Annotated in this window: 24 protein-coding genes; 5 read left to right on the top strand and 19 right to left on the bottom strand. The window is 73.1% G+C overall.

Annotated features, from left to right (window positions below; genetic code table 11):
• Positions 1-105: 105 nt before the first annotated feature.
• The 17 genes from ACZ63F_RS04780 to ACZ63F_RS04700 all read right to left on the bottom strand — a co-directional run bounded on the left by ACZ63F_RS04780 (position 106) and on the right by ACZ63F_RS04700 (position 14854).
• Positions 106-1185, bottom strand: a complete 1080-nt coding sequence (locus tag ACZ63F_RS04780; protein WP_469708695.1) for an MBL fold metallo-hydrolase — start codon at positions 1183-1185, stop codon at positions 106-108.
• Positions 1182-2756: a class I adenylate-forming enzyme family protein gene (locus ACZ63F_RS04775; protein WP_469708693.1), complete on the bottom strand. Its 1575-nt coding sequence runs from the start codon at positions 2754-2756 to the stop codon at positions 1182-1184. The genes ACZ63F_RS04780 and ACZ63F_RS04775 overlap by 4 nt, the downstream gene beginning before the upstream one ends.
• A gap of 63 nt (positions 2757-2819) precedes the next feature.
• Positions 2820-3140: an EthD family reductase gene (locus tag ACZ63F_RS04770; protein WP_469708692.1), complete on the bottom strand. Its 321-nt coding sequence runs from the start codon at positions 3138-3140 to the stop codon at positions 2820-2822.
• A gap of 18 nt (positions 3141-3158) precedes the next feature.
• Positions 3159-3542 carry a nuclear transport factor 2 family protein gene (locus ACZ63F_RS04765; protein WP_469708690.1) on the bottom strand — a complete coding sequence of 128 codons (384 nt, stop codon included), beginning with the start codon at positions 3540-3542 and terminating at the stop codon, positions 3159-3161.
• Positions 3539-3871: a nuclear transport factor 2 family protein gene (locus ACZ63F_RS04760; protein WP_469708688.1), complete on the bottom strand. Its 333-nt coding sequence runs from the start codon at positions 3869-3871 to the stop codon at positions 3539-3541. Before ACZ63F_RS04760 ends, ACZ63F_RS04765 begins: the two co-directional genes overlap by 4 nt.
• Before the next feature lie 132 nt (positions 3872-4003).
• Complete coding sequence (locus ACZ63F_RS04755; protein WP_469708686.1) at positions 4004-4630, bottom strand: TetR/AcrR family transcriptional regulator; 627 nt, start codon at positions 4628-4630, stop codon at positions 4004-4006.
• Positions 4631-4746: 116 nt separating this feature from the next.
• Complete coding sequence (locus ACZ63F_RS04750; protein ID WP_469708683.1) at positions 4747-5535, bottom strand: enoyl-CoA hydratase/isomerase family protein; 789 nt, start codon at positions 5533-5535, stop codon at positions 4747-4749.
• Positions 5532-6302: an SDR family NAD(P)-dependent oxidoreductase gene (locus ACZ63F_RS04745; protein ID WP_469708681.1), complete on the bottom strand. Its 771-nt coding sequence runs from the start codon at positions 6300-6302 to the stop codon at positions 5532-5534. The genes ACZ63F_RS04750 and ACZ63F_RS04745 overlap by 4 nt, the downstream gene beginning before the upstream one ends.
• Positions 6299-7075 (bottom strand): SDR family oxidoreductase, encoded by a 777-nt coding sequence (locus ACZ63F_RS04740; RefSeq protein WP_469708679.1) that lies wholly within the window; start codon positions 7073-7075, stop codon positions 6299-6301. The genes ACZ63F_RS04745 and ACZ63F_RS04740 overlap by 4 nt, the downstream gene beginning before the upstream one ends.
• Positions 7072-8286 carry an acyl-CoA dehydrogenase family protein gene (locus ACZ63F_RS04735; protein WP_469708676.1) on the bottom strand — a complete coding sequence of 405 codons (1215 nt, stop codon included), beginning with the start codon at positions 8284-8286 and terminating at the stop codon, positions 7072-7074. Before ACZ63F_RS04735 ends, ACZ63F_RS04740 begins: the two co-directional genes overlap by 4 nt.
• Before the next feature lie 12 nt (positions 8287-8298).
• Complete coding sequence (locus ACZ63F_RS04730) at positions 8299-9279, bottom strand: phosphotransferase family protein (protein WP_469708674.1); 981 nt, start codon at positions 9277-9279, stop codon at positions 8299-8301.
• Positions 9276-10487 (bottom strand): acyl-CoA dehydrogenase family protein, encoded by a 1212-nt coding sequence (locus ACZ63F_RS04725; RefSeq protein ID WP_469708672.1) that lies wholly within the window; start codon positions 10485-10487, stop codon positions 9276-9278. The genes ACZ63F_RS04730 and ACZ63F_RS04725 overlap by 4 nt, the downstream gene beginning before the upstream one ends.
• A 34-nt stretch (positions 10488-10521) precedes the next feature.
• Entirely contained in the window at positions 10522-11670 is a 1149-nt protein-coding gene (locus tag ACZ63F_RS04720) for a thiolase family protein (RefSeq protein ID WP_469708669.1), read from the bottom strand.
• On the bottom strand, positions 11667-12038 hold the full coding sequence (locus ACZ63F_RS04715; protein ID WP_469708667.1) for a Zn-ribbon domain-containing OB-fold protein: 372 nt from the start codon (positions 12036-12038) through the stop codon (positions 11667-11669). The genes ACZ63F_RS04720 and ACZ63F_RS04715 overlap by 4 nt, the downstream gene beginning before the upstream one ends.
• Positions 12023-12811, bottom strand: coding sequence for an enoyl-CoA hydratase/isomerase family protein (locus tag ACZ63F_RS04710; protein ID WP_469708665.1), 789 nt, complete (start codon positions 12809-12811; stop codon positions 12023-12025). The genes ACZ63F_RS04715 and ACZ63F_RS04710 overlap by 16 nt, the downstream gene beginning before the upstream one ends.
• A gap of 91 nt (positions 12812-12902) precedes the next feature.
• A complete protein-coding gene (locus tag ACZ63F_RS04705) occupies positions 12903-14036 on the bottom strand; it encodes an acyl-CoA dehydrogenase family protein (protein WP_469708662.1) in 1134 nt (377 codons plus the stop codon).
• An 11-nt stretch (positions 14037-14047) separates the two neighbouring features.
• Positions 14048-14854 carry an SDR family NAD(P)-dependent oxidoreductase gene (locus tag ACZ63F_RS04700; protein WP_469708660.1) on the bottom strand — a complete coding sequence of 269 codons (807 nt, stop codon included), beginning with the start codon at positions 14852-14854 and terminating at the stop codon, positions 14048-14050.
• Positions 14855-14923: 69 nt separating this feature from the next.
• On the opposite strand from ACZ63F_RS04700, the gene ACZ63F_RS04695 reads away from it, so the two are divergent.
• The 5 genes from ACZ63F_RS04695 (at position 14924) to ACZ63F_RS04675 (ending at position 22451) form a co-directional block, all read left to right on the top strand.
• Positions 14924-15991, top strand: coding sequence for an alcohol dehydrogenase catalytic domain-containing protein (locus tag ACZ63F_RS04695; RefSeq protein WP_469708657.1), 1068 nt, complete (start codon positions 14924-14926; stop codon positions 15989-15991).
• 154 nt (positions 15992-16145) lie between these two features.
• Positions 16146-17570, top strand: coding sequence for an FAD-dependent oxidoreductase (locus ACZ63F_RS04690; RefSeq protein WP_469708655.1), 1425 nt, complete (start codon positions 16146-16148; stop codon positions 17568-17570).
• A 112-nt stretch (positions 17571-17682) separates the two neighbouring features.
• The gene (locus tag ACZ63F_RS04685) at positions 17683-18552 is read left to right on the top strand and encodes a branched-chain amino acid ABC transporter permease (protein ID WP_469708653.1); all 870 of its coding nucleotides are present in this window, start codon (positions 17683-17685) and stop codon (positions 18550-18552) included.
• Between the two features lie 12 nt (positions 18553-18564).
• Positions 18565-21156: an ATP-binding cassette domain-containing protein gene (locus tag ACZ63F_RS04680; RefSeq protein WP_469708650.1), complete on the top strand. Its 2592-nt coding sequence runs from the start codon at positions 18565-18567 to the stop codon at positions 21154-21156.
• Between the two features lie 86 nt (positions 21157-21242).
• The gene (locus tag ACZ63F_RS04675) at positions 21243-22451 is read left to right on the top strand and encodes an ABC transporter substrate-binding protein (protein WP_469708647.1); all 1209 of its coding nucleotides are present in this window, start codon (positions 21243-21245) and stop codon (positions 22449-22451) included.
• A 79-nt stretch (positions 22452-22530) separates the two neighbouring features.
• Here ACZ63F_RS04675 and ACZ63F_RS04670 read toward each other — a convergent pair whose 3' ends face one another.
• Together ACZ63F_RS04670 and ACZ63F_RS04665 are read right to left on the bottom strand one after the other, a co-directional pair.
• On the bottom strand, positions 22531-24084 hold the full coding sequence (locus tag ACZ63F_RS04670) for a carboxylesterase/lipase family protein (RefSeq protein WP_469708645.1): 1554 nt from the start codon (positions 24082-24084) through the stop codon (positions 22531-22533).
• A 212-nt stretch (positions 24085-24296) separates the two neighbouring features.
• Positions 24297-24935, bottom strand: coding sequence for a GOLPH3/VPS74 family protein (locus ACZ63F_RS04665; protein ID WP_469708643.1), 639 nt, complete (start codon positions 24933-24935; stop codon positions 24297-24299).
• Positions 24936-25003: the final 68 nt, after the last annotated feature.

The following is a 25003-nucleotide window of genomic DNA, read 5'->3' as shown; positions in this document are numbered from 1 at the left end:
CCGCCGGCAGTGCCTCATCGGGTCGTCCGGCGTCCGCGGCGCCGAAGTGGCCGGCCGCGCAGTTCCCCGCGCCTCCCCGCGGCGCCCGCGGAACCGCAGTTGACTTCACCCGGCCTGTTGTTCGGCGTTGATGCGAGGGTGCGCGGCGTAGCGGTCGACGCCGTCGCCGGACCGGGTGCGCCGGACGTGGCCGCGGGCCGCCAGCACGTCGAGGTGGGCCGCGGTCTCGTTGACCGCGAGCATCTGGTTGAAGGCGTTCAGCTCGGCGAAGGCGACCTTGCGCCGCGTCCACCCCAACTCCCCCGCCACGTCGTGGGCGTTGAGCGTACGGTCGCCGAGGACCGCCAGGGTCTGCGCGAGCCGGTCGTCGTGATGGGCCAGCAACTCGCCGACCCGGGCGTGCACACTGTCGCCCACCGGGCCGTGCGCGGGCAGCAGCCGGGCGTCCGCGAGCGTCGTCATCCTGCGCAGCGAGTCGAGATAGTCCCCCAACGGCAGCCCTGCCGGGCCGAGTTCGAAGCCGATGGACGGGGTGATGTGCGGCAGGACGTGGTCCCCGGAGAACAGCAGGCCGCGGGCCTGGTCCAGGTAGACGACGTGCCCGCGGGTGTGGCCCGGGGTCGGGACGACGTGCAGCCTCGCGTCGCCGAACCGGAGTTCCTCCGCCTCCAGCCAGCGGTCGGGGGCCTCCCACACGTCCGGGTCGAAGTCGCCGTGGTCCATCGCGGCCACCCGCTCGGCGAGTTCGCCCGCACCGGACCGCGTCAGCGTCTCCAGCGAACCGGCCGGCTGCGTCGTACGGAGTGCTCCGAGCAGCTCCAGGCCCGGGCGTTCGCCGGCGCCCAGGTAGACCCGGGAGCCGAGCAGCCGGCGCAGCGCGACGGCCTGGGTGTAGTGGTCGCGGTGGATGTGGGTGACCAGGATGTGGCTGATGTCGCCGAGGTCGTGGCCGAGGCCGGCGAGCGCGTCCTCCAGCGCCTTGCGGGACTCGGGGACCGACCAGCCTCCGTCGATCAGGACCAGCCCCTCCGCCAGGCCTTCCAGCGCGTACACGTTGACCGCGCGCAGCCCGTCGTCCGGCAGCGGCAGCGGGATGCGGTGGACGCCGGGCCGTACGGTCTCGGCGCCCGCCTCCGCCCACCGGCCGCGGTCGAAGCGAGGGGTGCGGGTCGTGGGGGAGGTCATGCGTCTCCTTGCCGGTGCGATGGGCCGTGCGGTGGGCGGAGCGACGGCCGGTGAGGGTGCGGGGCCGGTTCCGGGGAGAGCCGGGTGTGCAGGTCGTGTGCGAGCCTGCGGGCTCCGGGGCGGTCGAGCTTGCCCACCGTGGTCTGCGGCAACTCCGCCACGGTGAAGGCGAATTCGGGCCACTTGGCCTTGGACAGGCCGGTGCGGTCGAGGTGTGCGGTGAGGTCGTCGAGGTCGATGCCGTCGTGGCCGTCCTCCGTGACCACGAGCACGGCCGCCCGTTCGCCGAGCAGCGGGTCCGGCACCGGCACCACGCACGCCCGGGCGACACCCGGGTGGGCGGCGACGGCACGTTCGATCTCGGTGATGTCGAGGTTGCGGCCGCCCCGGATGATGACGTCCTTCTCCCGGCCCATGATGGTGACCGTCCCGTCGTCACCGGTCACCAGCAGGTCCCCGGTGGGGAAGAAGCCGTCCGGGGTGAGGGCGGGCGGCTCCACCTTGCCGTCGCGGGCGTACCCAAGGAACAGCGAGGGTCCGCGGACCTCGGCCCGGCCGGTCGTTCCCGGGCCGAGGACGGAGCCGTCGGCGGCGACCGCGCGCAACTCGGTGCCGGGGAACGGGCGTCCGTCCCGGCCCAGCCGGATCTCCTCGGGGTCGTCGGGCCGTGGGGAGGTGTGCCCCAGGCATTCGGACATGCCGAAGACGCGCAGGATCCGGGTCCCGAGCGAGCGTTCGGCACGGGCGAGGGCGCCGCGGTCCATGGGACCACCGCCGACGGTGACGGAGCGGACCCCTTCGAGGACCCGCGATCCGGCGGCCGCCGAGCCCATCTGCAGGGCCATGGTCGGAACGCACATGGTCCACCGGACGTCGTTCGCGGACATCCGCGCCAGTGCCTCCTCGCGGTCCCAACGGCCGCTCAGGACCAGCGGGCCGCCGAGCGTCAGCGCCATGCCCACGCCGAAGCAGTACGCGGCGGTCGAGGAGAGGGGCACGACGGCGGCCACCGCGTCGCCGTCGCGCAGCCCGTTGATCTCCGCGGTGCGGGCGCACGCGTAGCGCAGTGCGCTCTCGGACTGGACCACTCCCTTGGGCCGTCCGGTGGAGCCGGACGTGAGGCCGATGAGCGCGCCGCCGGACCAGCGGGAGGCATCGCGCGGCCCGTGGCCGACGAGGGCCTGCCAGCCGTCGAGCACCTCGGCGGTCCGCGCACCCGCCATGCCCTCCCGCGCCTGCCATCCCCCGGCCGCGGACGGCTCGGCGACGACGGTGTCGGGGCGGATGTCCTCCAGGGCAGCCGCGAACTCGGCCCGTGTCGTGTGACGGTTGACCAGGGCCAGGACGCCACCGGTCATGCCCACGGCGAGGGTGGCGGCGACGGTGCGCCAGGAGTTGTCCGCCTGGAGCAGGACGGTCCCGCCGGGCGAACCGCCCGGGGCCATGGCGTCGGCCAGTTCGGCCGCGCGCGCCAGCAGGTCGCGTGCGCCGTGCCGGCCCGTGTCGTCGACGAGGGCTGTGAAGTCGGCCTTCTCCGCGCGTTGCTGGAACTCCCGCACTGTCTGTCGCATCCGCTGCTTCCTCGCCTCTTCGCGCGAAAGGTGGTGGTGGCTGTCCGGCTCCGAGGGGCGTGCTCAGCCCGGGTACCTCTCCGTTTCGCCGCCCATGACGGCGATCCTCCGGCCCCGCATGTCCCCGACCTGGGCGACCGCGGCCGCCCACTCAGGACTGTCCAGTGCCTTGCGCGCGTCCTCGGCAGTGTCGAAGCCCAGGACGGAGACCCCGTCCCAGCCCTCGGAGCGTGGTTCGAGGGCCGTGTCGATGTCGGTGTGCCGCCAGGACCGCAGGCCGGGCAGGGCCAAAGCGAGTTCGGCGTGTTCGCCGCGCCACCAGGCGATGAACCGCTCGTGCGTCCACTCGGGCGGCCGGGCGGCCAGCAGGACCAGGTTGTACATCGCGCCTCCTCGGGCTTCTCAGGTGAACAGCACCTCGGGCGAGCGCCCGATCATCAGCCGCCGCAGCCGGCCGGTCTCGTCCAGCCGCGCGCCGGCCACGAAGGTCGCCTCCGGCTCTCCGGAGCGCCGCACCTCGCCGAGGAACAGCTCGTCCCGGCCGACGGTGCCCGCCGTGAGCAGGTGGTGGGTGCGGACGCCCACCTCGCGCTGGGCGAGGTAGCCGGTCAGCTCGGCCCGGCCGCCGTGGAAGTCGGTCGCGCCGCCGTCACCGGTCGAGAAGAGAATGGAGAACGAGAAGTCGTCGCTGATCAGATCCAGGATGCGGTCCGCGTCCGCACTGTCGAGGATGGCGAACCAGCGGGTCAGAAACGCTGCCGTGGACTGCGCGGCCGGGGCGGTCACGGCCGGTCCACCAGGTCGAACTCGGTGGTGAAGAAGGACTGGTAGCGTGCCATCAGCCCGGCGGGCGAGACCTGCACGGCGGAGAGGAACGCCCCCGTGGTCACGCCCTTCTCAACGACGAAGCCGTACGCGGTCTCGACGTCGCCGTCGACCGCGTACCTCTTGATCTCATGGGTCCGGTCCACGGCCCGGCGCCCGGCTATGTACGCGGCGAACTCCTCGCGCGAGGTTCCGCTGCGCTCACCGCTGGGCAGGGCGATGAGGAAGCGGAATCCGGGCTCCACCAGCTCCAGGGCCTTCTCCGGATCCTGACCGTCCATTCGGGCCATGTATTCGCGAAGCACCATTGCCGATCGCTCTCCCTACGGACATCTCGCTACCCATATCTTGCAACGATCTGAGTTCAGTTCAGTTTGATCCCAGGACGGCCGCCCCGGCAAGAGGCGGGACGCACCCGGAGGTTATTCGGCGACCATGCGCACCACGCATCCCTCGATCATCTCGCTGATCTCGGAGAGCGGGATCGCCCCGGTCGGGCGGTACCAGCGCCAGACGCTGACGATCATGCCGAGCACGGCCAGGCCGAGGGTGTGGGCGTCACGGAGCGGGAAGGCCCCCTTGGACATGCCGCGCATCAGCAGGTTGGTCCAGTCCCGCTCGACCATCTGCACGAGCTGGCGGGCCGCGACCCGCTCGGTCTCCTCCCGCTTGGACTTGCGGGGGTTGGCCAGCAGGGACATGTTCGCCTGCAGGATGCGCATCTGGCGGATCTCCTGTTCGGTGACCGCGAACGCGGAGCGCACCGCCGCGCGCACCTCCTCGACCGGCTCCGTCACGTCCTTCGTGGCATCGACGAACTGGTCGTGGGAGCGCTGGAGCTCCAGGCGCATGATGGTGAGCAGGCAGTGGGCCTTCGACTCGAAGTAGTGGTAGAGCGCCGTCTGCCCGATGCCGACCCGGTCGGCGACCTCGGACCACTTGGTGCTCTCGTAGCCGTCCTCCCCGAACCGCTCCACGGCGGCCACCAGGATGGCCGCCCGCTTCGACCTGGGCCCCTCCTCCGGATCCACGATCCGCGCCCTTGCCATCGTCTCTCCCTCTGCTCCACGGCCGGTTCCGATCACCGTCCGGTCGTCCGAGAGTAGACCCAAGTTCAGGTTGGCTTCGAATCGACGGGACGCGGGGGTGCGGGCGGCCCCGCCCGTCACCGCGCTGCCGCACGCGTGAAGTCCGGCCGCCGCCGGCCGAGGAACGCGGCCATGCCCTCCCGCCCCTCCCCGGACACGGCGGCCGCGGCCAGCCGACGGGCCTCCGCGTCGAGTTGTTCGTCCAGCCTGGCCGAGAACGCGCCGGCGACCAGCCGCCGGGTCACGCCGTAGGCCTCGGTGGCCCCGCGCGCCAGTGTTCTCGCGGCACCCTCGGCCTCCTCCCGGAGCCGCTCCGGCGCGACCACCCTGCTCACGAGCCCGATCTCCAGGGCCTCCGCGGCGGACACCCTCCGGTTGGTCAGCAGGAGGTCCAGCGCCCGCTTGGGGCCGACGAGCCGGGGCAGCAGCCAGCTCACCCCGGCGTCCGGCGAGAACCCGATCGCGGTGTACGCCGCCGTGAAGTGCGCGTCCGCGGCGGCGAACCCGACGTCGGCGGCCATGGCCAGCCCGAGACCGGCCCCGGCGACCGCCCCCTGCACGGCCGCCACCAGCGGAGCGTCGAGGCCGGCGAGGATCCGCAGCGCCCCGTGCAGTGCGCCGGTGACGTCGGTGAGGTGCCCGGCCAGCCGCTCCCCGGACACGGTGGCGAACTCCTTCAGGTCGCCGCCCACACAGAAAGAGGACCCCTGACCGGTGAGCAGCACCGCCCGCACCCGGGCCGCCTCGCACTCCTGTGCCGCCTCCAGCAGTCCCCGGGCCGTCGCGAGGTCGATCGCGTTGCCCGAACCCCGGCACATCTCGACGCGAGCCAGCCCGTCGTCGTCGATCTCGACAGTGACCCTCATCTCGCCGTCCACCCCCCGTCCACGGTGAGCACCTGGCCCGTGCAGTACGAGGACGCCTCCGAAGCCAGGTACAGCAGCGCTCCGTCCAGCTCGCCCGGTGCGCCGCCGCGCCCGAGCATCGTGCCGCGCTCGACCCAGCGCCGGGAGCGTTCGTCGGCGAAGAGACCGTCGGTCATCTCGGAGCGGAACCATCCGGGTGCGAGGGCGTTCACCCGCACCCCCGCCTGTCCCCACTGCCCGGCCAGTTCGCGCGTCAGCCCGAGGAGCCCTGCCTTGGAGGCGGCGTAGGCGGCCCCGCCGAGCGGTGCACCTGCCACCAGCCCGAGGACGGAGGAGACGTTGACGACCGATCCCGTACGGTCATGATCTCTCCGTGCCTCGGCGAGCAGCCGGGCGAGGTGGAACGGTGCCACGAGGTTGACGGCCAGGACGTCCGCGAAGTCGCCGGGGCTCTCGTCCTCGGCGCGAACGGCGCCGGCTGCACCCGCGTTGTTGACCAGGACGTCGAGCCGGCCGCCGTGCTCGAAGGCGATCTCCGCCAGCCGGACGCGGTCCGCCTCGCTCGCCACGTCGCAGACGACCGGGTGGATGCGCGGGTCGCCGTCGGCCAGTTCCTTCAGCCGGTCCGGCCGCCTGGCCGCCGCGAACACCGTGGCCCCGGCGGCGGCCAGCACCGTGGCGAAGCGCGCGCCCAGCCCCGACGAGGCCCCGGTGACCACGGCCGTCCGGCCTTCCAGCGAGAACAGGTCCACGCCCGCGCCGGTCACCCTTCCACTCCGATCGGCAGTGCGGTCGCCCCGCCGTCCAGGACGAGCGTCTGGCCGGTCATCCAGGACGAGGCCCCGGACGCGAGGAACACCGCCGCGTTCGCCACGTCCTCGACCGTTCCCAGCCTGCGCAGGGGCAGCTTCGCGGTGAGGATCGGCTCCCTCGGCTCCCATACGGCCCGCGCCAGTTCGGTCTTGATCAGGCCGGGCGCGATCGCGTTGACCCTGGCGTGCGGCCCGAGTTCGTAGGCGAGCTGCCGGGTCAGGTGGAGCATCGCCGCCTTGGTGGCGTTGTACCAGCCGATGTGCGGATCGACGACCAGCCCGCCGACGGAGGCGATGTTGACGACGGCTCCCCCGTGCTCGCGCATCCAGGCCTGCCAGGCGTGCCGGGTCCAGACGACCATGCCGTACTGGTTGACCTCGACGGTCTTCTGCGCGCGCGGTGGGTCGAGGTCGAGGAGGGGGCCCATGTAGGGATTGGTGGCCGCGTTGTTGACCAGGATGTCGAGCCGGCCGAACCGGCCCGTGGTCTGCTCGACACACCGCTCGGCGTCCTTCGGCCGGCCCGCGTGGGCGACGACCTCGTGCACCTCGCCGTCGCCCTTGACCCTCAGCAACTCCTCGCGGGCGGCCGCCAGCCCGTCCGGCTTGCGGGCGGCGATCACCACATGGGCACCCGCCTCCCGGTACGCCTTCGCGATGCCGAGCCCGATCCCCCGGGAGCCGCCGGTGATCACGGCCACCCGCCCGTCCAGTGCCTGTGGGTTCATGCGGACTCCTCGTGATAGCGGGCCAGTTCGCGGCGCGCGACGGTGCGCAGGTGCACCTCGTCCGGGCCGTCCGCGATCCGCAGCGCCCGCGTGATGGCGTACAGCCGGGCCAGCACGGTGTCGTCGCTGACCCCGGCCGCCCCGTGCGCCTGGACCGCCCGGTCGACCACCCGGTGGGCCACCTCCAGCGCGGCCACCTTGATCGCGGCGACCTCGGTGCGGGCGGCCGCGTTGCCCGAGCTGTCCATCAGCCAGGCCGACTTCAGGACCAGCAGGCGCAGTTGCTCGATCTCGATCCGGCTGCGGGCGATCCACTCACGTACGACGCCCTGCTCGGCGAGCGGGCCGCCGAAGGCGGTACGGGTCAGGGTCCGGCGGCACATCAGCTCCAGGGCGCGTTCGGCGAATCCGACCGCCCGCATGGCGTAGTGCATACGGCCGGGCCCCAGCCGCCCCTGGGCCAGCGCGAACCCCTCGCCCTCGCCGCCGAGCAGCGCGGACGCCCGCACCCGTACGTCCTCGAAGAGCACGTCCCCGTGACCGCAGCGGTCGGTGTAGCCGAACATGGGCAGATCGCGCAGGACGGTGATGCCCGGGGTGTCGCGCGGGACCAGCAGCATGCTCTGCTGCCGGTAGGTCGGTGCGTCCGGATCGGTGACCCCCATCAGGACGATCAGCCGGCAGTCCGGGTCCAGGATCCCGGAGGTGTACCACTTGTGGCCGTTGACGACGTACTCGTCGCCGTCCCGGGTGATCCGGGTACGGATGTTGCGTGCGTCGGAGCTGGCCACCTCGGGCTCGGTCATGGCGAAGCAGGAGCGGATCTCGGCGGACAGGAGTGGCCGCAGCCACTGGTCCTGTTGTTCCGGCGTGCCGTAGAGGGCGAGGAGTTCCATGTTGCCGGTGTCGGGGGCCGAGCAGTTGAACACCTCGGGTCCGATGACGGAGCGTCCGGCCAGTTCGGCGAGCGGGGCGTATTCGAGGTTGGTGAGGCCCGCGCCCCAGTCGCCGTGGGCGAGGAAGAGGTTCCACAGCCCCTCGGCGCGCGCTTTCTCCTGCAACTCCCGCATGATCGGGGGCAGCCGGTGCGGGTCGTCCGCTTCGGCGAGCTGGCGGTCGTGGACGGGTTCGGCGGGCAGGACGTACTCCGCCATGAACGCCGCCATGCGCGAGCGGAGTTGCTCGGCTCTCGGCGAGAGTCCGAAATCCATGGTGCGGCTCCTTCAGGACCGTGGGGAGCGTTGGACGAGGATGTCGGCGGCCGTACGGATCATCGCCGCGATGGTCGGGGGCAGCCGCTCCTGGTCGGGGTCGTGGTGTTTGCCCTCGCGGTGCCTGCGCAGGTTGTGCCCCATGATCGCGGCCATCTTGGTGCGGGCCAGGGCGCGGAACCAGTCGAGGGCGGGCGGTTCGGGACGGCCGTCGAGGTAGGCGGTGAGCAGTTCTTCCTCGGTGGGCAGACCGGGGACGGCGCTGCCGAGGTGGGGGAAGTTGCGGTGGTCGGTGAAGAGCAGGAACCACGCGAGGTCGATCCGCGGATCGCCGTACCCCCAGATCTCCCAGTCGACGACGGCCACCGGACGCCGGCCCCGGCACAGGACGTTGCCGAGACGGAAGTCGCCGTGGGTGAGGGTGCGGGCCGTGCTGTCGGGAATGCCCGCGGCCAGTGCGCCCAGGACTTCCTCGGAGCCGGGGCGGAGTCCGTCCGGAACCGCTCGCATCGTGCGACTCCACCGCTCCAACTCACCTGCTGCGTCGAGTGGTTCGGCGACACCGGGGCCCGCCGTCCCATGCAGGTCCCGGAGCACGCCGGCCAGGGCGAGCATGCGGGTCCGGCACAATCCGGGGTCCAGGCGATGTTCGTCGAGGACCGGTTCGACGGCCTCGCCGTCCACGAACTCCATGGCGAACCAGGCCGGTTCGGTCTCGTCCACGGCCACGACGACCGGGACGGGGACCGGCGACCAGGCGAGCGCGCGCAGGATCCGGGCCTGTCGCAGTACGTCGTTGCGGCCGACGGCGCGCTGTCCCGCCGGCACCGCCTTCACGACGTACGACACTTCTCCCGCCGTGACGGAGTAGGTGAGGCCCGAGTGCCCGCCGGGGAGGGTCTGCAGGTCACCCGGCGGCTCGTGCGGGTGCCGGGGGGTGAGCCGTTCGCGGACCCGCCGCCCGAGTTCGGCCACTTCCGTCGTCGTACTCAACTTCCTGTCCCCTTCGGCTCTTTGGGCAGCCGCAGCACGCGCTCGGCCAGGATGTTGCGCTGGATCTCGTCGCTGCCGCCCGCGATGCGATAGCCAGGGGCGCCGAGCAGGTGCTCGGTCCAGGCGAAGGTGCCCCACTCCCCCGTGTCGGCGGCCAGCCGTGGACCCAGGAGCTGCTGGACGAGGTCGGTGGTGGCGCGCATGGTCGCGGTGGCGTGCAGCTTGCCGACCGATGCCTCGGCGCCCGGTTCCCTACCGGCCGCCAGCGCCGCCGTCACCCGCAGTCCGGTGAGCCGCTGGACGAGCGTGCGGACGTAGAGATCGGCCGCCCGCAGCTGTTCTCCGCCGGTGAGCGGGCGGGGCAGCTGCCGGGCGAGATCCAGGGCGCGCTCGGCGTTGTCCAGGCCGAGGCCGCCGGAGTCGAGGCGTTCGGCGGCGAGCACGGTGAGGGTGACCCGCCAGCCCTCGCCGACCGGGCCGAGCCGGTCGGTGTCGGGCACGAAGACGTCGTCCAGGTAGACCTCGTTGAAGCTGGAGCCGCCGGTCATCTGCCGGATCGGCCGTACGGTCACGCCCGGCGCGTCCATCCGCACCAGGAGCACCGTGATGCCCGCGTGCTTGGGGGCGTCGGGGTCGGTGCGGCAGACGGCGACGCCCCAGGTGGCGACCCGGGCGCCGGACGTCCAGACCTTGTGTCCGCGCACCACCCAGCCGTCGCCCTCCCGCACGGCCCGGGTACGGACGCCGGCCAGGTCGGAACCGGCCTCGGTCTCGGAGAAGAGCTGGCAGGCGAGTTCGTCGGTGCGGAGCATGGGGCGCAGCCAGCGCCGCCGCTGTTCGTCCGAGCCCCAGATGCGGACGGCCGGCGCGACGAGTTGCCGGGTGACCGGGAAGATTTCGGTGCGTCGCGGCACGTCGAAGGCCGCTTCCTCGGCTCGGTACAACTGTTCGTAGTACGCGGGAAGTTCGCGGCCTCCGTACTCCGCCGGCCAGTCGAGCGCACCCCAGCCCTGGTCGTACCGGGTGCGCTCCCACCGCCGGATCAGGTCGGTGTGGGCACGCTCTTCCGCTTCGGTCCGGTTCTCGAAGACCGCCACCGAGTCGTCGCCGTGCCCCCACTCCTGGTGCGCGATGCGCTCTTTCGCCACGCCGGCAAGCCAGTTCCGGGCCTCGGCGCGGAACTCCGCAGGCTCGGGAATGCCGCTCATGCTCCTCCGACCTCCCTTCCTCTCCTCGATGCGCTCAGCGGGTCAGCACGGTGCAGGCGCTGACGCCCGGTGCTCCGTACACGTGGGTGAAGCCGGCCGCCGGATCACCGGGCACCTGGCGCTCGCCCGCCCGGCCGCGCAACTGCTGGACGACCTCGTGTACTTGGCGCAGCCCGGAGGCCCCGATGGGTTCTCCGTTGGCGATGCAGCCGCCGTCGGTGTTGACGGGCAGTGAGCCGCCGATCCCGGTCGCCCCGAAGGGGATGAGCGACTCCTGTTCGCCGTGTGCGCAGAAGCCGCACTCGGCCAGGTGCATCACCTCGGCGCCGCTCTCGGTGTCCTGGAGCTGGCACACGTCGATGTCCCCGGGGCCCAGCCCGGCCTCCTCGAAGGCGTGTTGTGCGGCGTCCGCACTCACGCTGGCCGGGGTCCCGGGCGGCGTCCAGGGGCTGAACACCTCGAAGGAGCCGAAGCGGCGGGTCCGTACGACGGCCGCCCGCAGCGTGACCGGGGTACCGCCGAGCTCACGGGCCACGGCGCGGCTGCACAGGACCAGCGCGACCGCGCCCTGGCCGGGCGAGCAGAACATGTACCGGGTCAACGGGTCGTTGACCATGCCGGACGCGAGGACCTCGTCGGCGTCGAGCGGCTTGCGCCGCCAGGCGAGCGGGTTGAGCGCACCGTTCGCGTACGCCTTCTCGGCGACCAGGGCGAGGGTGCGGTGGCTGATGCCGTGGTCGTGCATGTACCGCTGGATCTTCATCGCGAAGAACTGCGTGGTGACCATCAGCCCGTCGCGGCCGTAGGCCTCGTCCAGCCCCCAGTCGGCGGGCCGTGGGTCGAAGGCGCCGCGCGGGTGCTTGTCGAAGCCGACCGCGAGGGCGACGTCCGCCGCCCCCGACCGGATCGCGTTGACCGCCGACACCAGCGCGCTGCCACCGGTGGCGCAGCCGTTGCGGACGTTGGTGAACGGCACGCCGGTCAGGCCGAGTTCGGAGACCAGTGTGTCGGCGTTGCCGGCGGCGTCGCTGCCGCCGTACGCGGCCCGCACCCGCGACCACGGAAGTCCGGCGTCCTGGAGAGCGGCACGCACGGCCTGCACGGCCAGTTCCCGGCCGCTCGCCTCCGTCCGGGCGAAGGGGGTGATCCCGGCACCGCAGACGAGCACGTCCTCGGCGCTCATACGACGGCTCCCGTGGCCCTCGGCACACCGTCCCCCGCGGTGACGGTGACCGGCATGCCGATCTCCGCGTCCTCGGGCCGGATGTCCAGGGTGGCCAGCACCCTCACGCCCTCCGGAAGTTCGACGTATCCGACGGTGAACGGCGTGAACCCGGCGGCCGGCGGGACGTACGGCGGCGACTTGGGCGCGTACCGCTGCACGGTCCAGGTCCACAGCGTGCCGGTGGCGGAGAGCACCACCGGCTCGGCGGTGCCCCCGCAGCGGGGGCACCCCGGGCGGGCCGGGTAGGCGGCCACCGCGCAGTCGGCGCACCGGGAGCCGCGCAGCCGGCTCCCGGTCTCCGCCGGGGCGTTCAGCGGCCCTTCCACTGCGGTTCCCGCTTCTCCAGGAAGGCCGCCACGCCCTCCGCCGCGTCCTCGGAGTTGAGCATCACGCCGACGGCGAGGTGTTCCATGACCATCAGGGACTGGATGTCCGCGTCGAGACTCCGGTCGATGGTCATCTTGGTGATCCACATGGTGAACGGGCTCTTGTCGACGAGCTGGTCGGCGAACTCCTCGACGGTGGCGTCGAGCTTGTCGGCGGGCGCCGAGGAATTGATGAGGCCGAACTCCGCGGCCTCGACCCCGGTGAGCAGCTTGCCGGTGAGCATGAGCTCCTTGGTCTTGCGGACGCCGATCATGCGGGGCACCCGGTAGATCGGCCCCGCTCCGCCGAACAGGGCGCGGCGGATGTGGAAGTCGCCGATCAGGGCGTCGTCCGCGGCGATCGCGAAGTCGCAGGAGATCATCAGCTCGAAGCCGCCGGCGGTGACATGCCCTTCGAGGACGGCGATCGACGGGGTCTTCATCGAGTACAGCCGGTCACAGACCTTGGCCGACAGTACGGCGACGTCGATCGCGTTGGACCGGCCGACGAAGTCGGCCTTGAGACTGTCCAGGTCGAACCCGGAGCAGAAGGTGTTGCCGCGCCCGCGCAGCACCAGCACCCGCAGGTCGGGGTCCGCGTCCACCTCGGTGATGATCTCGTCGAGGCGGTTGAGGATCGGCACGGTCACGCAGTTCTTCTTGTGCGGGCGGTTCAGCCAGACCCGTGCCACCTGCCCGTCCCGCTCGAACTGGATCTCGTCTTCGACTGCCATGAGCCCCTCCAAACTGAACTGAATTGAGTTCGATTCTGGGGGCGATGAATGCCCCTGTCAATGGTCCGGAAGATCGGCGGCCGACGAGTGGTCAGTCGCCCCGGCCGGCGAGGCCGAGCAGCCCGGCCAGGCGCAGGCCGTGGTCGTCCCCCGTGCCGAACAGCGCCTCGTCGGCTCTGGCGCGGCGCACGTAGAGGTGGGCCGGATGCTCCCAGGTGAAGCCGATTCCACCGTGGAGCTGGACGTATTCGGTGGCGGCCAGGCGATAGGCATCGGTACAGGCGACCGCCGCGGCAGCCGCGGCCACGGGTAGGTCCGGCCGCCGCGCGGCCAGGCAGGCACGCGCGTACGACGACACGGAGCGGGCACCCTCGACCGCGACGAGGAGGTCGGCCAGCCGGTGCTTGACCGCCTGGAAGGATCCCACGGCCCGACCGAACTGAGTTCGGTGGGACACGTAGTCCAGGGTCGCGTCCAGCGCGTGGGCGCTGGCTCCCACGTGCTCGGCGGCCAGTGCCACCCGTCCGGCGTCCAGCACCGCGGCGGCGATCACCGGAACCTGCCCCGGCTCGCCGACCGGCTCGGCCGCGGCTCCCGTGAAGCGGACCTGCGCCTGGCGCCGGGTGGGGTCGAGGACGCGACGCGCCATGCGACGGCAGGTCGCGGCCTCGGGCGCGCAGGCGAACAGCCGTTCCCCGTCCGGGGCGCGGGCGGCGACCAGCAGCAGATCGGCGCCCTCGCCGTCGGGCACGAAATCCGCCTCGCCCCGCAGCACCCAGCCGGCCGGGCCGCGCTCGGCCGTGACGTCAGCCGGGTGCAGGAGTCCCGCGACGGTGGCCGTGCGGTCTCCGGAGGCGATGCCCGGCAGCCAGCGTTCGCAGGCCCTCGGGTCCCCGCCGGCCAGCAGGGCCTCCCCGGCCAGCACAACGGTAGGCAGCAGCGGCGCGGGGCAGAGCACGCGCCCCGTCTCCTCCAGGGCGACGGCGAGTTCGGAACAGGTGTAGCCGGCGCCGCCGTACTCCTCGGGAACGGCGAGGCCGTGCACGCCGATCTCGCCGGCGAGCCTGTCCCACAGCGCCCGGTCGAATCCGCGCGGGCTCGCGACCTGTTCGCGCACCTGCCCGGGCCCGCAGGAATCGGTGAGCACATCCCTCAGCACCATGCGTAGTTGGCGCTGCTCCTCGGTCTCCAGCAGCAGCGCGGGATCGATATCGAGCCGGACCATCCGAACCTCCCTCACACCGTGAACCGTCCGCCGTTGGCAAGCAGCACCGCGCCCACGAGATTCGCCGCCTCTTCGCTCGCCAGGAACAGGGCGACGTCGGCGATCTCCTCGGGCGTGGCGTAGGGCCGGCCCCGTGGACCGGCGAAGCCTTGCCTGAGCGCCGCGGGCGTGCGCGCCGCCATGCCCGTCTCCGTCGGCCCCGGCGCCACCGTGTTGACGCGGACGCCGAACGCGATCGCCTCCTTGGCGACGGCCTGGCTCAGCGCGTGCGCCCCGGCCTTCGACGCGGCGTAGTGCGGATAACCGGCCAGGGTGTCGAAGGCCGAGGAGGAGCCGACGGTGACTACCGCACCGGACCTGCGGGGCACCATGACGCGCAGTGCGGCGCGCAGCACGTGGAAGGTGCCGTCGAGGTTGACCCGCAGCACGCGCCGCCACGCGTCGTCGCCCAGCCGCGTGGTCACCTCGGGCGGCCGTTGGCCGAGCAGCGCCTCGGCGATCCACTCCTTGACGGCGGGGTCGTCCACACCGGCCGCGTGCACCACCACGTCCAGACCCCCGCGCGCCGCGGTCGCTTCCGTGAAGGCCCGGTCGACCTGTGCGGGATCCGCCACGTCCATGGCCAGCGCATGGGCACCGGGCAGTTCCCCGGCCACGGCAGCGACGGCGGCGCCGTGGACGTCCGCGGCGAAGACCTCCGCGCCCTGCTCCGCGAGTCGCCGGGCGACCGCCGCCCCGATACCGGAACCCGCACCGGTGACCAGAGCGACGCGTCCACCGAAACGGCCCGCCCTCCCGTCACCGCTTTCGTCACCCATCGCGGCCACCTCTCCCTCCGTCCTCTTCCGCCCTACTGAACTGACTTCATTTTTGTTACCGTCTCGGCCATGTCAACAGACAGAACAAGAGCGCTCCGGCTGCCGCGCTGGGGCGGGCCGCCCGTCCTCACCGAGCTGGCGCGGCCGGTACCCACGGGCGAGGAAGTGCTGGTGCGGGTCGAGGCGGCCGGGCTGTGCCGGTCGGACCTCCACGTCGTCGACGCCGCTCCGGGCGGCCTCCCCTACCGGATTCCGTTCACCCTCGGTCACGAGGTCGCCGGCCGGGTGCTGGAGCGGGGCCCGCGGGCCGTGGGTCCGGCCGTCGGCGAGCGTGTCGTCGTGTACGGGCCGTGGGGCTGCGGGCGGTGTGCGAACTGCGGTGCGGGCGCGGAGAACTACTGCGACCGGCGACCGGAGCTCGACCGGGAGCTGGCCGGCACCGGGGCGGGACTGGGCCGCGACGGCGGGATGGCCGACACGGTGCTCGTGCCGTCCGGGCGGCTGCTGGTCCCGGTGGGCGACCTGGACGCGGTCCAGGCGGCGCCTCTGACCGACGCCGGGCTCACCGCGTACCACGCCGTCACCGCCACAGGGCGCCCCCTCCCCGACGGCGCGAGCGTGGTCGTTCTCGGCGTCGGCGGGCTGGGCCACCTCGCGGTCCAGATCCTGCGGGCCACGACGACCGCCCAGGTGCTGGCCGTGGACGTACGAGAGGAGGCGCTGGCCCTGGCCGCCGCCTGCGGCGCGCACGTCGCGACGCCGCTGCGACCCGACACCGCCCGGGTCCTGCGGGCCCGGACCGGGGGGACCGGAGCGGTGGCCGTGCTCGACTTCGTCGGCAGCCGCTCCAGCCTGGAACTCGCCGTCGCCGTACTGCGGGCCGGCGGGGAACTGGTCGTCGTGGGCAGCGGGGGCGGCGAACTGACGGTCCGCAAGCCCGGCGCGCTCCCCCCCGGAACCAGGATCTCGCTGCCCTTCTGGGGAACCGTGCCCGAGCTCGAACGGGTGGTCGCCCTGGCCCGCGAGGGCACCCTGCACGTGGAGGTCGAGCGGTACCCGCTGTCCAGCGCTCCGGAAGCGTTCGAAAGGCTGCGCGCGGGCGCGGTCCGGGGGCGCGCCGTCGTCGTTCCCGACTGAGCCGACGGCCGACTCCCGGGCCGAGCTCCCGGCCGCGGCACCACCCCGGCCGAAACCGCACCGCCGCAGCACCCCCGTACCGACCCCTCGACTACAGAAGTGAGTTCAATTAGCGTCATGACCCACTCGGCGACACGGAGGCGGAGGACTGCCCATGGGCGCGGACACGGTGGACCTGCTGGTGATCGGGGGCGGTATGGCGGGGCTTTCGGCCGCCGCCCGGGTGGCGGCCGGGGGCGGCTCGGTGGTGCTGGTGGAGAAGGCGGAACGCGTGGGCGGTTCCGCCCGCTTCGCCGGCTTCATCTGGACCGCCCCGACGGTCGAGGAGTTGTGCCGGGTCAATCCGGACGGCGATCCGGAGCTGGCCGCGGCTCTGGTCGACGGATTTGCCGGCGGAGTGGCCTGGGTGCGGTCGCTCGGCGTGGACTGCAGGCCACCGGTGCCGGTTCTCGGCTTCGGCCGCGGGCACCAGGTCGACACCAACCACTACCTCGACACCTGCGAACGACTCGTCCGGGACCGGGGCCAGGAGGTGCTGACCGGCACCTGGACCCGCACCCTCCTGACGGAGGACGGCCGGGTGACGGGGGCGGAGTGCCTCCTGCCGGACGGCTCGGCACGCCGTATCGAGGCCACCTGGACGCTGCTCGCGACCGGCGGCTTCCAGGGCGACCCCGAGTTGCGCGCCCAGCACCTCCACCCGCAGGCCGCGGACGTCGCGCTGCGGGCCAACCCGCACAGCCGCGGCGACGGGCTGGCGCTGGGCCGGGCCGCGGGGGCGGAGTTCGGCGCGCAGGACGCCGGTTTCTACGGCCACCTGATGCCGGCGGGCGTCTCCCTGGCCGACCCCGCGCGCTTCGTCGACCTGGCGCTCTACTACAGCGAACACGCCCTGCTGTTCGACACCACGGGCGAGCGCTTCACCGACGAGACGGCCGGTGACCATCTCACCGCCATGGCCCTGCTGAACCGGCCGCAGGCCCGCGGGCTGCTGGTCGCCGACGCCCGCGTGCACCGGAAGTGGATCAGCGCCTCGTACGTCGAGGGCATCGCGGGCGTCGACAAGTTCCAGCTGTGCCATCGCGCGGGGGCCCGCTGCGCGGTGGCGGAGGATCTGGCGGACTTCGCCTCGATGCCCGAGGAGTGGGGCTATCCCGGCGCCGTGATCGGCGACCGCGTCAGGGAGTTCAACGCCACCGCGGCTGCGGGCGGGACCCCGGCGCCCGGACGCCTGCTGGATTCCCGGCCGCTGGACGAACCACCCTTCTACGTCGTCGAAGCGGCCCCCGCGGTCACGTTCACCTTCGGCGGCCTGCTGATCGACTCGGCAACCCGGGTCCGGTCCGGGCCCGGCGACACGGGCACCGACGGATGCCGGCCGGTCCCCGGGCTGCTCGCGGCCGGCGCGGACGCGGGCGGGCTGTACCGGCGCGCCTACGCGGGCGGCCTCGCCCCCGCCCTGGTCTTCGGGCTGGCGGCGGCCCGTACCGCGCTCGCCGGGCGACCCCCGGCCGACGACCGCCGAGACCGCCCCCAGGGCGGCCCGCACAAATCCCGTGCACGAGTCTTGCCCGCCTGACATCCCAGTGCCTAGCTTACTGAAGTGAGTTCACTTTGATTTGGTGCCGACCACGGTGCCCGTACGTCCCGCACGCGTGGCGCGAAAAGCGCTCTTCCCCGAGGGAGGGACTGTGAGTCAGTTCCTGCTTGTCCTGGTCAGCGGTGTGGCGAGTGGAGCCGTGTACGGCCTCATGGGCCTCGGGCTGGTCATCATCTACCGGGCCACGGACGTCGTGAACTTCGCGATGGCGTCGCTCGCGACCCTGGGCCTGTACGTGGCGGTCTCGCTCCACGACCGCGGCGTGGCGACGGTGCTCGGCCTCCTCGCCGCCGTCGCGGTCACCGTCGCGGCGGGCCTGCTGGTGCGCGAGACCGTGATCCGGCCACTGGGCCAGGGACAGCTGTTCTCCGCGCTCGTCGTGACCATGGGGGTCTCGCTGATCGCCGAGAACCTGGCCGGGTCGGTCTGGGGCGAGCAGCCCAGGGACTTCCCCAACCTGGTGGACGGCACCGTGCGGTGGTCGGGCGCGGCGCTGCCGGTGCAGAGCCTGGTGACGATCGGGGTCGCCGCGGTGGCGATGGCGCTGGTGGGCTTCCTGTTCTCGCGCACCACGCTCGGCTCGGCCATGCGTGCCGTGGCCGAGTCGGCCGAGACGGCCCGGGTCGTCGGCCTGGGCGCCCAGCGTCTCGCCCGGATCTCCTGGGTGCTCGGCCTCGGTCTCGCCGCGCTGGCCGCGTGCCTGTACGCGCCGCGCTCGGGCCTTGCCACCACCGCGCTCACCGCGCCGCTGTTCCGGGCCTTCGCCGGGATCTTCCTGGGCGGCCTGACCAGCATGTACGGCGCTGTCGTCGGCGGGCTGGCCATCGGTGTCCTGGACAACCTGGCGGCGAACTACGTCTCCGCCAGCTTCCGCGACACGTTCGTGTTCTCGTTCACCGTGCTGGTGCTGCTGATCCGCCCCCAGGGCTTGTTCGGCACCCGCACCTTCCAGCGCGTCTGAAGGGTCGCATCCATGGTCTTCAACCGTTCGGCCCTGGCGAGGGCCGCCCTGGGACCGGCCGTCGGCGCGGTGCTCATGGTGTTCATGGCGGCCGGCGCGATCCCGGCGTACCAGATGTACTCGGTGGCGCTGGCTGCTGTGTACACGATCGTCGTCCTGTCGGTCGGCCTGCTCGCCGGCTGGTCCGGCATCTGGTCGGTCGGCCACCCCGCGTTCTTCGCCATCGGCGCCTACTTCGCGGCGTACGGCAGCGCGCACGGCTGGGCGCTGGAGACGGCGGTGCTGGGCGCGGTCGCCGTCGGTGCCGCCCTGGGCGCCTTCCTCGGATACGCGGGCGCCCGGTTCTCGGTCCTCTACATCGCCCTGCTGACCCTCGCCTTCACCACGGTGACGCTGGAACTGGTCAACAGGTGGAGCAGCGTGACGGGCGGCGACCAGGGCGTACCGGTGCTCCAACTGCGCAGCGCCCTGGGCCTCGGCACGTTCGCGGGCGGTGGCACCCAGGCCCAGTACCTCGCGGTGGGCGCGGCGGCCGTGGTCCTCGCCCTGGCCGTGCCCGCCCGCGCCTCGGCGCTGCGGATGCGCCTGGTGGCGGCCAAGTCGCATCCGATGGCCGCCCGTACGGTCGGTATCGCGCCGGAGGCCCAGTCGTCGCTGTCGTTCGCGGTCAGCGGGGCGTGCACGAGCTTCGCGGGCGTGCTGCTCGGGCTGATCACCGGGTTCGTCAGCCCGGACCCGTTCTCGCTCGCCTTCGGCATCTCGCTGATCGCGGCGTGCGTGCTCGGCGGGGTCGGCTCGGTCCTCGGCGCGGTGGCCGGCGGCATCTATCTGACCTGGAGCCCCTCGCTCTCGTCCACCGTGGGGATGCCCCAGCCGGTGGTGCAGGGCGTCGTCCTCATCGTGATCCTCCTCTTCCTGCCCGCGGGAGTCGTACCGTCCCTCGCCGCGCCCGCGCGGGGCATCCTGCGGTTCGTACGGCGACGGCCGGAGAGCGGGCGACCGCCGTCCACCGGGCCCTCGGCCGGACGGCCGGAGACCTGGCCGGCGCCGTCCTTCGAGTCCTCCGCACCCCTCCCGCCCGCCGGCGGCTCGTCGGGGACGGGCGGCGAATCCCCCGCCCTTCTCCGCCTGGAGCACGTGTCCGTCGCGTACGGCGGCCTGAAGGCACTGGAGGACGCCTCGCTGTCCGTGCGGCAGGACGAGATCCTGGCCGTCATCGGACCCAACGGGGCCGGAAAGACGACCCTGTTGAACGTGCTGTCCGGGCTGACCGGCAACGGACGCGTCAGCGGCACGGCCGACTTCGCGGGACGGCCGCTGCTGACGGCCAGGGCGATCACGCGCCGCCGGCTGGGGATCGGCCGTACCTTCCAGCACGCGGAGGTGTTCTCCGAACTCACCGTCGCCGAGAACGTGTTGTGCACCCGCCGACGCGTCACGGCCCGCGACCGGGACGCCGTCGCCCGGCTCCTGCGCTCCGTGGGCCTCGCGGACGTGGCGGACCGGCGCCCCGCGGAACTGCCCTTCGGCCTGCAGAAGCGGCTCGACCTCGCGCGGGCGATGGCCGAGAGGCCCCGGCTGCTGATCCTGGACGAGCCCTTCGGCGGCCTCGACACCGGCGAACGGACGCTGCTGGCCCAGCACATCAGGCGGCTCAACGCCGAGGGCACCGCCGTGGTCGTCATCGACCACGTCCTCGACGACCTCTTCTCCGTCGCCCACCGGGTGCTCGCCTTCGACTTCGGCCGTACCATCGGCGACGGCACCCCGGACACCGTGCTCCAGGATCCGAAGGTGCGGTCGTCCTACCTGGGCACCGTCGGCGACCGGGCCCAACTGCCGGACACCGTCGGCGAACGGAGCCTGATCCGGCTGCGCGGGACAGGTCACTCGTACGGCGGGGTGGCCGCCCTGCGGGACGTCGACCTCGACGTCCGCGAAGGAAGCGTGCTCGGTGTCGCGGGGGCCAACGGCGCGGGCAAGAGCACCCTCGCCGGCATCCTGCACGGCTCGCTCCGGCCTGCCCACGGCGTACGGGAGTCGGGCGGCTCCGTACGCACGAGCCTGGCTCCCGAGGGCCGCGGGCTGTTCAGGACGCTGTCGCTGCGCGAGAACCTGGAGGTCGCGGCGTACGCGGCCGGTATCACCGGCTCGGAGCTGCGCGAGCGGCTGGCGGAGACCGTCCAGTGGCTGCCGGCCCGGCTGCGCGACCGGATGTCCGCACCGGCCGCCGGGTTGTCCGGCGGCGAGCAGCAGATGCTCGCCATCGCCCGCGCGCTGATCGCCCGGCCGGACGTCCTGATCGTCGACGAACCGGCCCTCGGGCTGGCCCCCGCCCTGGTGGACGAGGTCTACGACCGGCTGATCGGGCTGACTCACGACGGCCTGACGGTGGTGCTGCTGGAGCAGTCGCTCAGCCGGGCCATGTCCGTCTGCCACGAGGTGGCCGTCCTGCACGAGGGCGTCGTCGCCGCCCAAGGACGGCCAGGCGAACCGGAGTTCGCCGCTGTGGCGGAATCGGCGTACTTCAGCGGCGCCACTGGGCCCGCCACGACCGCGGCGGCCACCGCCCGGACCTCCCCCCGGACCTCCCCGGTGCAGTGACGTCCCGTTGCACCCCTTGCGCCCTTACGCCCTTACGCCCCCTGCGTCCGTAGTAACCGTTGTGATCGTTGTGAACGAGGTGGACCGTGTTCCGGACAATCAGCAGATCCCGCCGTACGGCGGGAGCGACAGCCGTTCTCGCCGTCCTGGCACTGACCGCAAGCGCATGCGCCGGTCAGGACTCGGCGTCGGCGGGCAGCAGCTCCTCCGAGATCCACATCGGCGCGTGGCTGCCCCTCACGGGCTCCACCGCCACGTACGGCGTGGCCGAGAAGGCGGGCGCCGACGCGTACTTCAAGATGCTCAACGCCCAGGGCGGCGTGAACGGCCGCAAGGTCGAGTGGACCGTCAAGGACAACGCGGCCGATCCGCAGCAGACCGTGCAGATCGCGCGTGAACTGGTCGGCCAGGACAAGGTCGTGGCCATCGTCAACGCGAACGGCACCTCCCAGGCGGAGGCGGCCTTCCCGTTCGTCCTCACCCAGTCCAAGGTGCCGGTCCTCAACGAGGTGGGCGGCGCCGAGAACTGGTACAAGCCGCCGCGCGCCGGCCTGTTCGGCACCCAGACCCTCTACGAGGACCAGGCCGCGGCGGTCGGCGCGTGGGCGGTGCAGGACGGCGCGAAGAAGATCCTCGTCGTGCACAGCGACCCGGCCGCGTTCGTGAACGTGGCCGAGCAGGTGGCACCCGTCGCGAAGAAGCTGGACCCCTCGGTCGACGTCGAGCGGCTGCCGGTCAAGTACCAGACCACCGACTACACACCGGTCATCAGCAAGGTGAAGTCGGCGAAGCCGCAGGCGGTCATCCTGATCCTCACCTCTCCCGAGGCGGCCGCCTTCCTCAAGGAGGCCAAGCTGCAGGGCCTTTCGCTGCCCACGTACGCCTACGCCCCGGTGGCGGCCGAGTCGACGATCGCCCTGGCCAAGGACGCCGCCGAGGGACTCAAGGCCGTCCAGCTGGTCAGGGCGCCCTCGGACGACGACCCCGCGGTGAAGGAGTTCCGGACCGCGATGGCCACGTACGAGCCCGGCCAGACCGCGGGCTTCCTCGCCCTGTGGGGCTGGAGCAACGCCAAGGTGTTCGCCGAGATCGCGAAGACCGTGAAGGGGCCCGTCACGGCCCAGTCCCTCACCGCCGCCTACCAGAATGCGGCCAAGGTGGACCCGGGGGTGTCGCCGGTCATGAGCTTCGGCGCGAGCAGCCACCTGGGGACGCGCAGCGTGCAGAAGGTGGAGGTCAAGAACGGCGTCTGGACCTCCGTGGGCGACTTCTACACTCCCCCGGCACGCGACTGACCGACGAGGGCCGGCCCATGGACCCGTGCCGTGGGCCGGCCGTCCGGGCGGGCGGACCGCGCGATGTTCTTCGCCCCGGCTACTCGAGCGCGCTCCAGAACGCGCAGTGGTGGCGGAGCCCCACCCTCCGGGTGGGCACGACGTGGTCCGGTGCCAGGGAGAGCACCGTGTGCCGGGACCAGGCCGGTGCCGACGGGCCGTTCGGGTCGGCGGTGCGGGCGAAGCGGCTCCAGTAGTCGATCATGATGTCGGCCAGCCGGTGCTGTGCCGCGCTCAGTTCGCGGGGCCGGCCGCCCAGGTCGAAGAGGTAGGGCAGTTCACTCGCGTGCGGTGCGCCGAGCGGGAACGGCGGTGTGCCCGGGGTGAGGGGCGGAGCGTGCTCGTCGGCGAACTCGTACCGCCAGACCGGCACCCGGGCCGCGAGCAGGCCGCCGGTGCGCGCCGTCGGGCAGGCGAAGTTCGCGTCGCCGATGACCGCGCCGAACACCGGACCGCCGTCGGCGCCGTGCACCGGGTACTCGCGGACGACCGCCTCCGCCTGCCCCGGGGAGGTAAAGAAGGCGGCGGCGACGTCGGGCCAGGTGGCGGGGGTGACGGGGTTGCCGGCCTGGATGATGCCGGCGGCCCAGCCGTTGCCCTCGTCGTGGTTGTTCCCGATGAGCACGGGGACCTGGTGGAAGCGGCCGTCGGCGATCGCCGCCGCGGGATCACCCGGCAGCAACGGGGTGCCGTAGGCGGGCTGTTCGTCCGTGTCCTGGGCCGCGAGCAGCCGGGAGACGGGCACCCGCCGCAGGCAGGCGAGGGCGTCGCGGGAGGATCCGCAGCCGACTTTCGCCGCGAGGTCCGCGCCCGCGCCGCGTGCCGTGGACAGGGGAACGGCGAACGGTGCGAAGGGGCGGTCGGGACCGCCGGTGCAGGGGCCGCTCTCGATGATCGCCCGGTCGAAGAGACCGGCCGCTGCAGGGGAGGCGAGTTGGGCGCAGACGCCGTAGCCGCCCGCGGACTCGCCGGCCAGCGTCACGTCGTGCGGGTCGCCGCCGAACGCACCGATGCCGCCACGGACCCAGCGCAGCGCCGCCTGCTGGTCGGCCAGCCCGAAGGTGCCGGAACCGGGCAGCCCGGCATGCGCGAGGAAACCGAGCGCCCCCAGGCGGTAGTTGACGGTGACGACCACGACGTCGCCCCGGACCGCCATGCGGTGGGCGTCGTACGAGCTGCCCGCCCCGGTGGTGAAGCCGCCGCCGTGCAGCCACACGATCACCGGCCTGGGGTGCGCCGGGCTCGCGCCGCCGGGTGTCGTGACGTTCAGGTGGAGGCAGTCCTCGTCGGTGCTGCCACCGGGCACCTCGCCGGCCTGCTGTGGGCAGGCGCTCGCAGGGCGGGTCGCGTCCCGCACCCCTGTCCAGGCGTCCGGTCGGCGCGGGGCCGCCCAGCGCAGCGCGCCGACCGGCGGGGCCGCGTAGGGGATGCCCTCGAAGGTGCGGTATCCGTCGTGGGCGGATCCCCGCACCAGCCCGTCGCGGGTGTGCACCGTCGTCGCGACGGCGGGCCGGGCGGGTGGCGCCGGAGACCAGGCCGTCACGAGCACGGCGGTCAGGGCGCAGGCCAGGGTGGTGGTCAAGGTCCGGTGCATGGTCGTCGTCTCCCCCTTGCGGTCGGTTCTCCCGCCGTGCGGTCGGTCATCCCGCCCTGCGGTCTGCGATCGGTCGGTCGTCCCGGGCTGCGGTCCGCGGTCGGTCGGTCCTCCCGGCCTGCGGTCTGCGGTCTGCGGTCGGTCATCCCGCCCTGCGGTCTGCGGTCGGTTGTCCCGGCCTGCGGTCTGCGGTCGGTCCTCCCGCCCCGCGGTCAGCTGCCGCCCATGCCGCCCTGCGCGGCGACCATGGTCGTCGGCAGCGCGCGTACGGCGTGCTCCAGGCCGGGGGCGAGGGCGCCGAGGCGCCTCGTGCAGGCGTCGATACGGGCCCGGTGCGTCTTCTGATCCTGCCGTGACACGACCGCGCGGACCCGGCCCGCCGCGGCCAGCGCCACCAGCACAGCGTCGGCGGCGGGAACCTCCCGCACGGGGCCGTCGCCGTGCAGTGCCGCGGACACCCTGGCGCGCAGTGCCGCGGCCACGGCGTGGTCCGTCACGGTCGACCGCCGGGCGCCGACGTGGAAGCGGGGCGCCCGCAGCGTGAGGAGTCCGGCTGCGGCGAGCCGGTCCTCGACCTCCGTCAGGCTTCGCCTGCGGTGCCGGCGCACGAGCTGCTTCCAGCCGTGCCCGCCGACGGCGTCGCGCAGCACCCCGTCCAGGACGGGGTCGCCGGTCGGGTCCGTGCCGGACACGGTGACCGTGCCGCGGTCCTCTTTGAGCCGGCCGCGCAGTGCGAGGTCGGTGAGGGCGGCGGCACGGACCAGCAGCTCGGCCCGGGAACGGTCGTACGGGCCTTCGGCCGCGTCGTCGTGGGCGAGCAGGTACATGAGGCAGGCCAGGTCATCGGTCACATCTCGACGCTAGGGCCGGTCACCCGGGCCGCGGATCGGCCGCCGGGACGGACCGCGACCGGGAGCAG

It is taken from the genome of Streptomyces sp. NPDC104761 (assembly GCF_055583445.1).
Note: the sequence above shows the minus strand (reverse complement) of the source record. Positions and strands in the feature narration are given on the sequence as shown.

Coding starts and splice junctions, on each gene's coding strand:
- ACZ63F_RS04710 (WP_469708665.1), bottom strand. CDS start 12,811: ATGGCAGTCGAAGACGAGATCCAGTTCGAGCGGGACGGGCAGGTGGCA.
- ACZ63F_RS04735 (WP_469708676.1), bottom strand. CDS start 8,286: ATGGATTTCGGACTCTCGCCGAGAGCCGAGCAACTCCGCTCGCGCATG.
- ACZ63F_RS04775 (WP_469708693.1), bottom strand. CDS start 2,756: ATGCGACAGACAGTGCGGGAGTTCCAGCAACGCGCGGAGAAGGCCGAC.
- ACZ63F_RS04760 (WP_469708688.1), bottom strand. CDS start 3,871: ATGGCCCGAATGGACGGTCAGGATCCGGAGAAGGCCCTGGAGCTGGTG.
- ACZ63F_RS04690 (WP_469708655.1), top strand. CDS start 16,146: ATGGGCGCGGACACGGTGGACCTGCTGGTGATCGGGGGCGGTATGGCG.
- ACZ63F_RS04700 (WP_469708660.1), bottom strand. CDS start 14,854: ATGGGTGACGAAAGCGGTGACGGGAGGGCGGGCCGTTTCGGTGGACGC.
- ACZ63F_RS04740 (WP_469708679.1), bottom strand. CDS start 7,075: ATGAACCCACAGGCACTGGACGGGCGGGTGGCCGTGATCACCGGCGGC.
- ACZ63F_RS04695 (WP_469708657.1), top strand. CDS start 14,924: ATGTCAACAGACAGAACAAGAGCGCTCCGGCTGCCGCGCTGGGGCGGG.
- ACZ63F_RS04705 (WP_469708662.1), bottom strand. CDS start 14,036: ATGGTCCGGCTCGATATCGATCCCGCGCTGCTGCTGGAGACCGAGGAG.
- ACZ63F_RS04780 (WP_469708695.1), bottom strand. CDS start 1,185: ATGACCTCCCCCACGACCCGCACCCCTCGCTTCGACCGCGGCCGGTGG.
- ACZ63F_RS04750 (WP_469708683.1), bottom strand. CDS start 5,535: ATGAGGGTCACTGTCGAGATCGACGACGACGGGCTGGCTCGCGTCGAG.
- ACZ63F_RS04725 (WP_469708672.1), bottom strand. CDS start 10,487: ATGAGCGGCATTCCCGAGCCTGCGGAGTTCCGCGCCGAGGCCCGGAAC.
- ACZ63F_RS04720 (WP_469708669.1), bottom strand. CDS start 11,670: ATGAGCGCCGAGGACGTGCTCGTCTGCGGTGCCGGGATCACCCCCTTC.
- ACZ63F_RS04770 (WP_469708692.1), bottom strand. CDS start 3,140: ATGTACAACCTGGTCCTGCTGGCCGCCCGGCCGCCCGAGTGGACGCAC.
- ACZ63F_RS04670 (WP_469708645.1), bottom strand. CDS start 24,084: ATGCACCGGACCTTGACCACCACCCTGGCCTGCGCCCTGACCGCCGTG.
- ACZ63F_RS04680 (WP_469708650.1), top strand. CDS start 18,565: ATGGTCTTCAACCGTTCGGCCCTGGCGAGGGCCGCCCTGGGACCGGCC.
- ACZ63F_RS04755 (WP_469708686.1), bottom strand. CDS start 4,630: ATGGCAAGGGCGCGGATCGTGGATCCGGAGGAGGGGCCCAGGTCGAAG.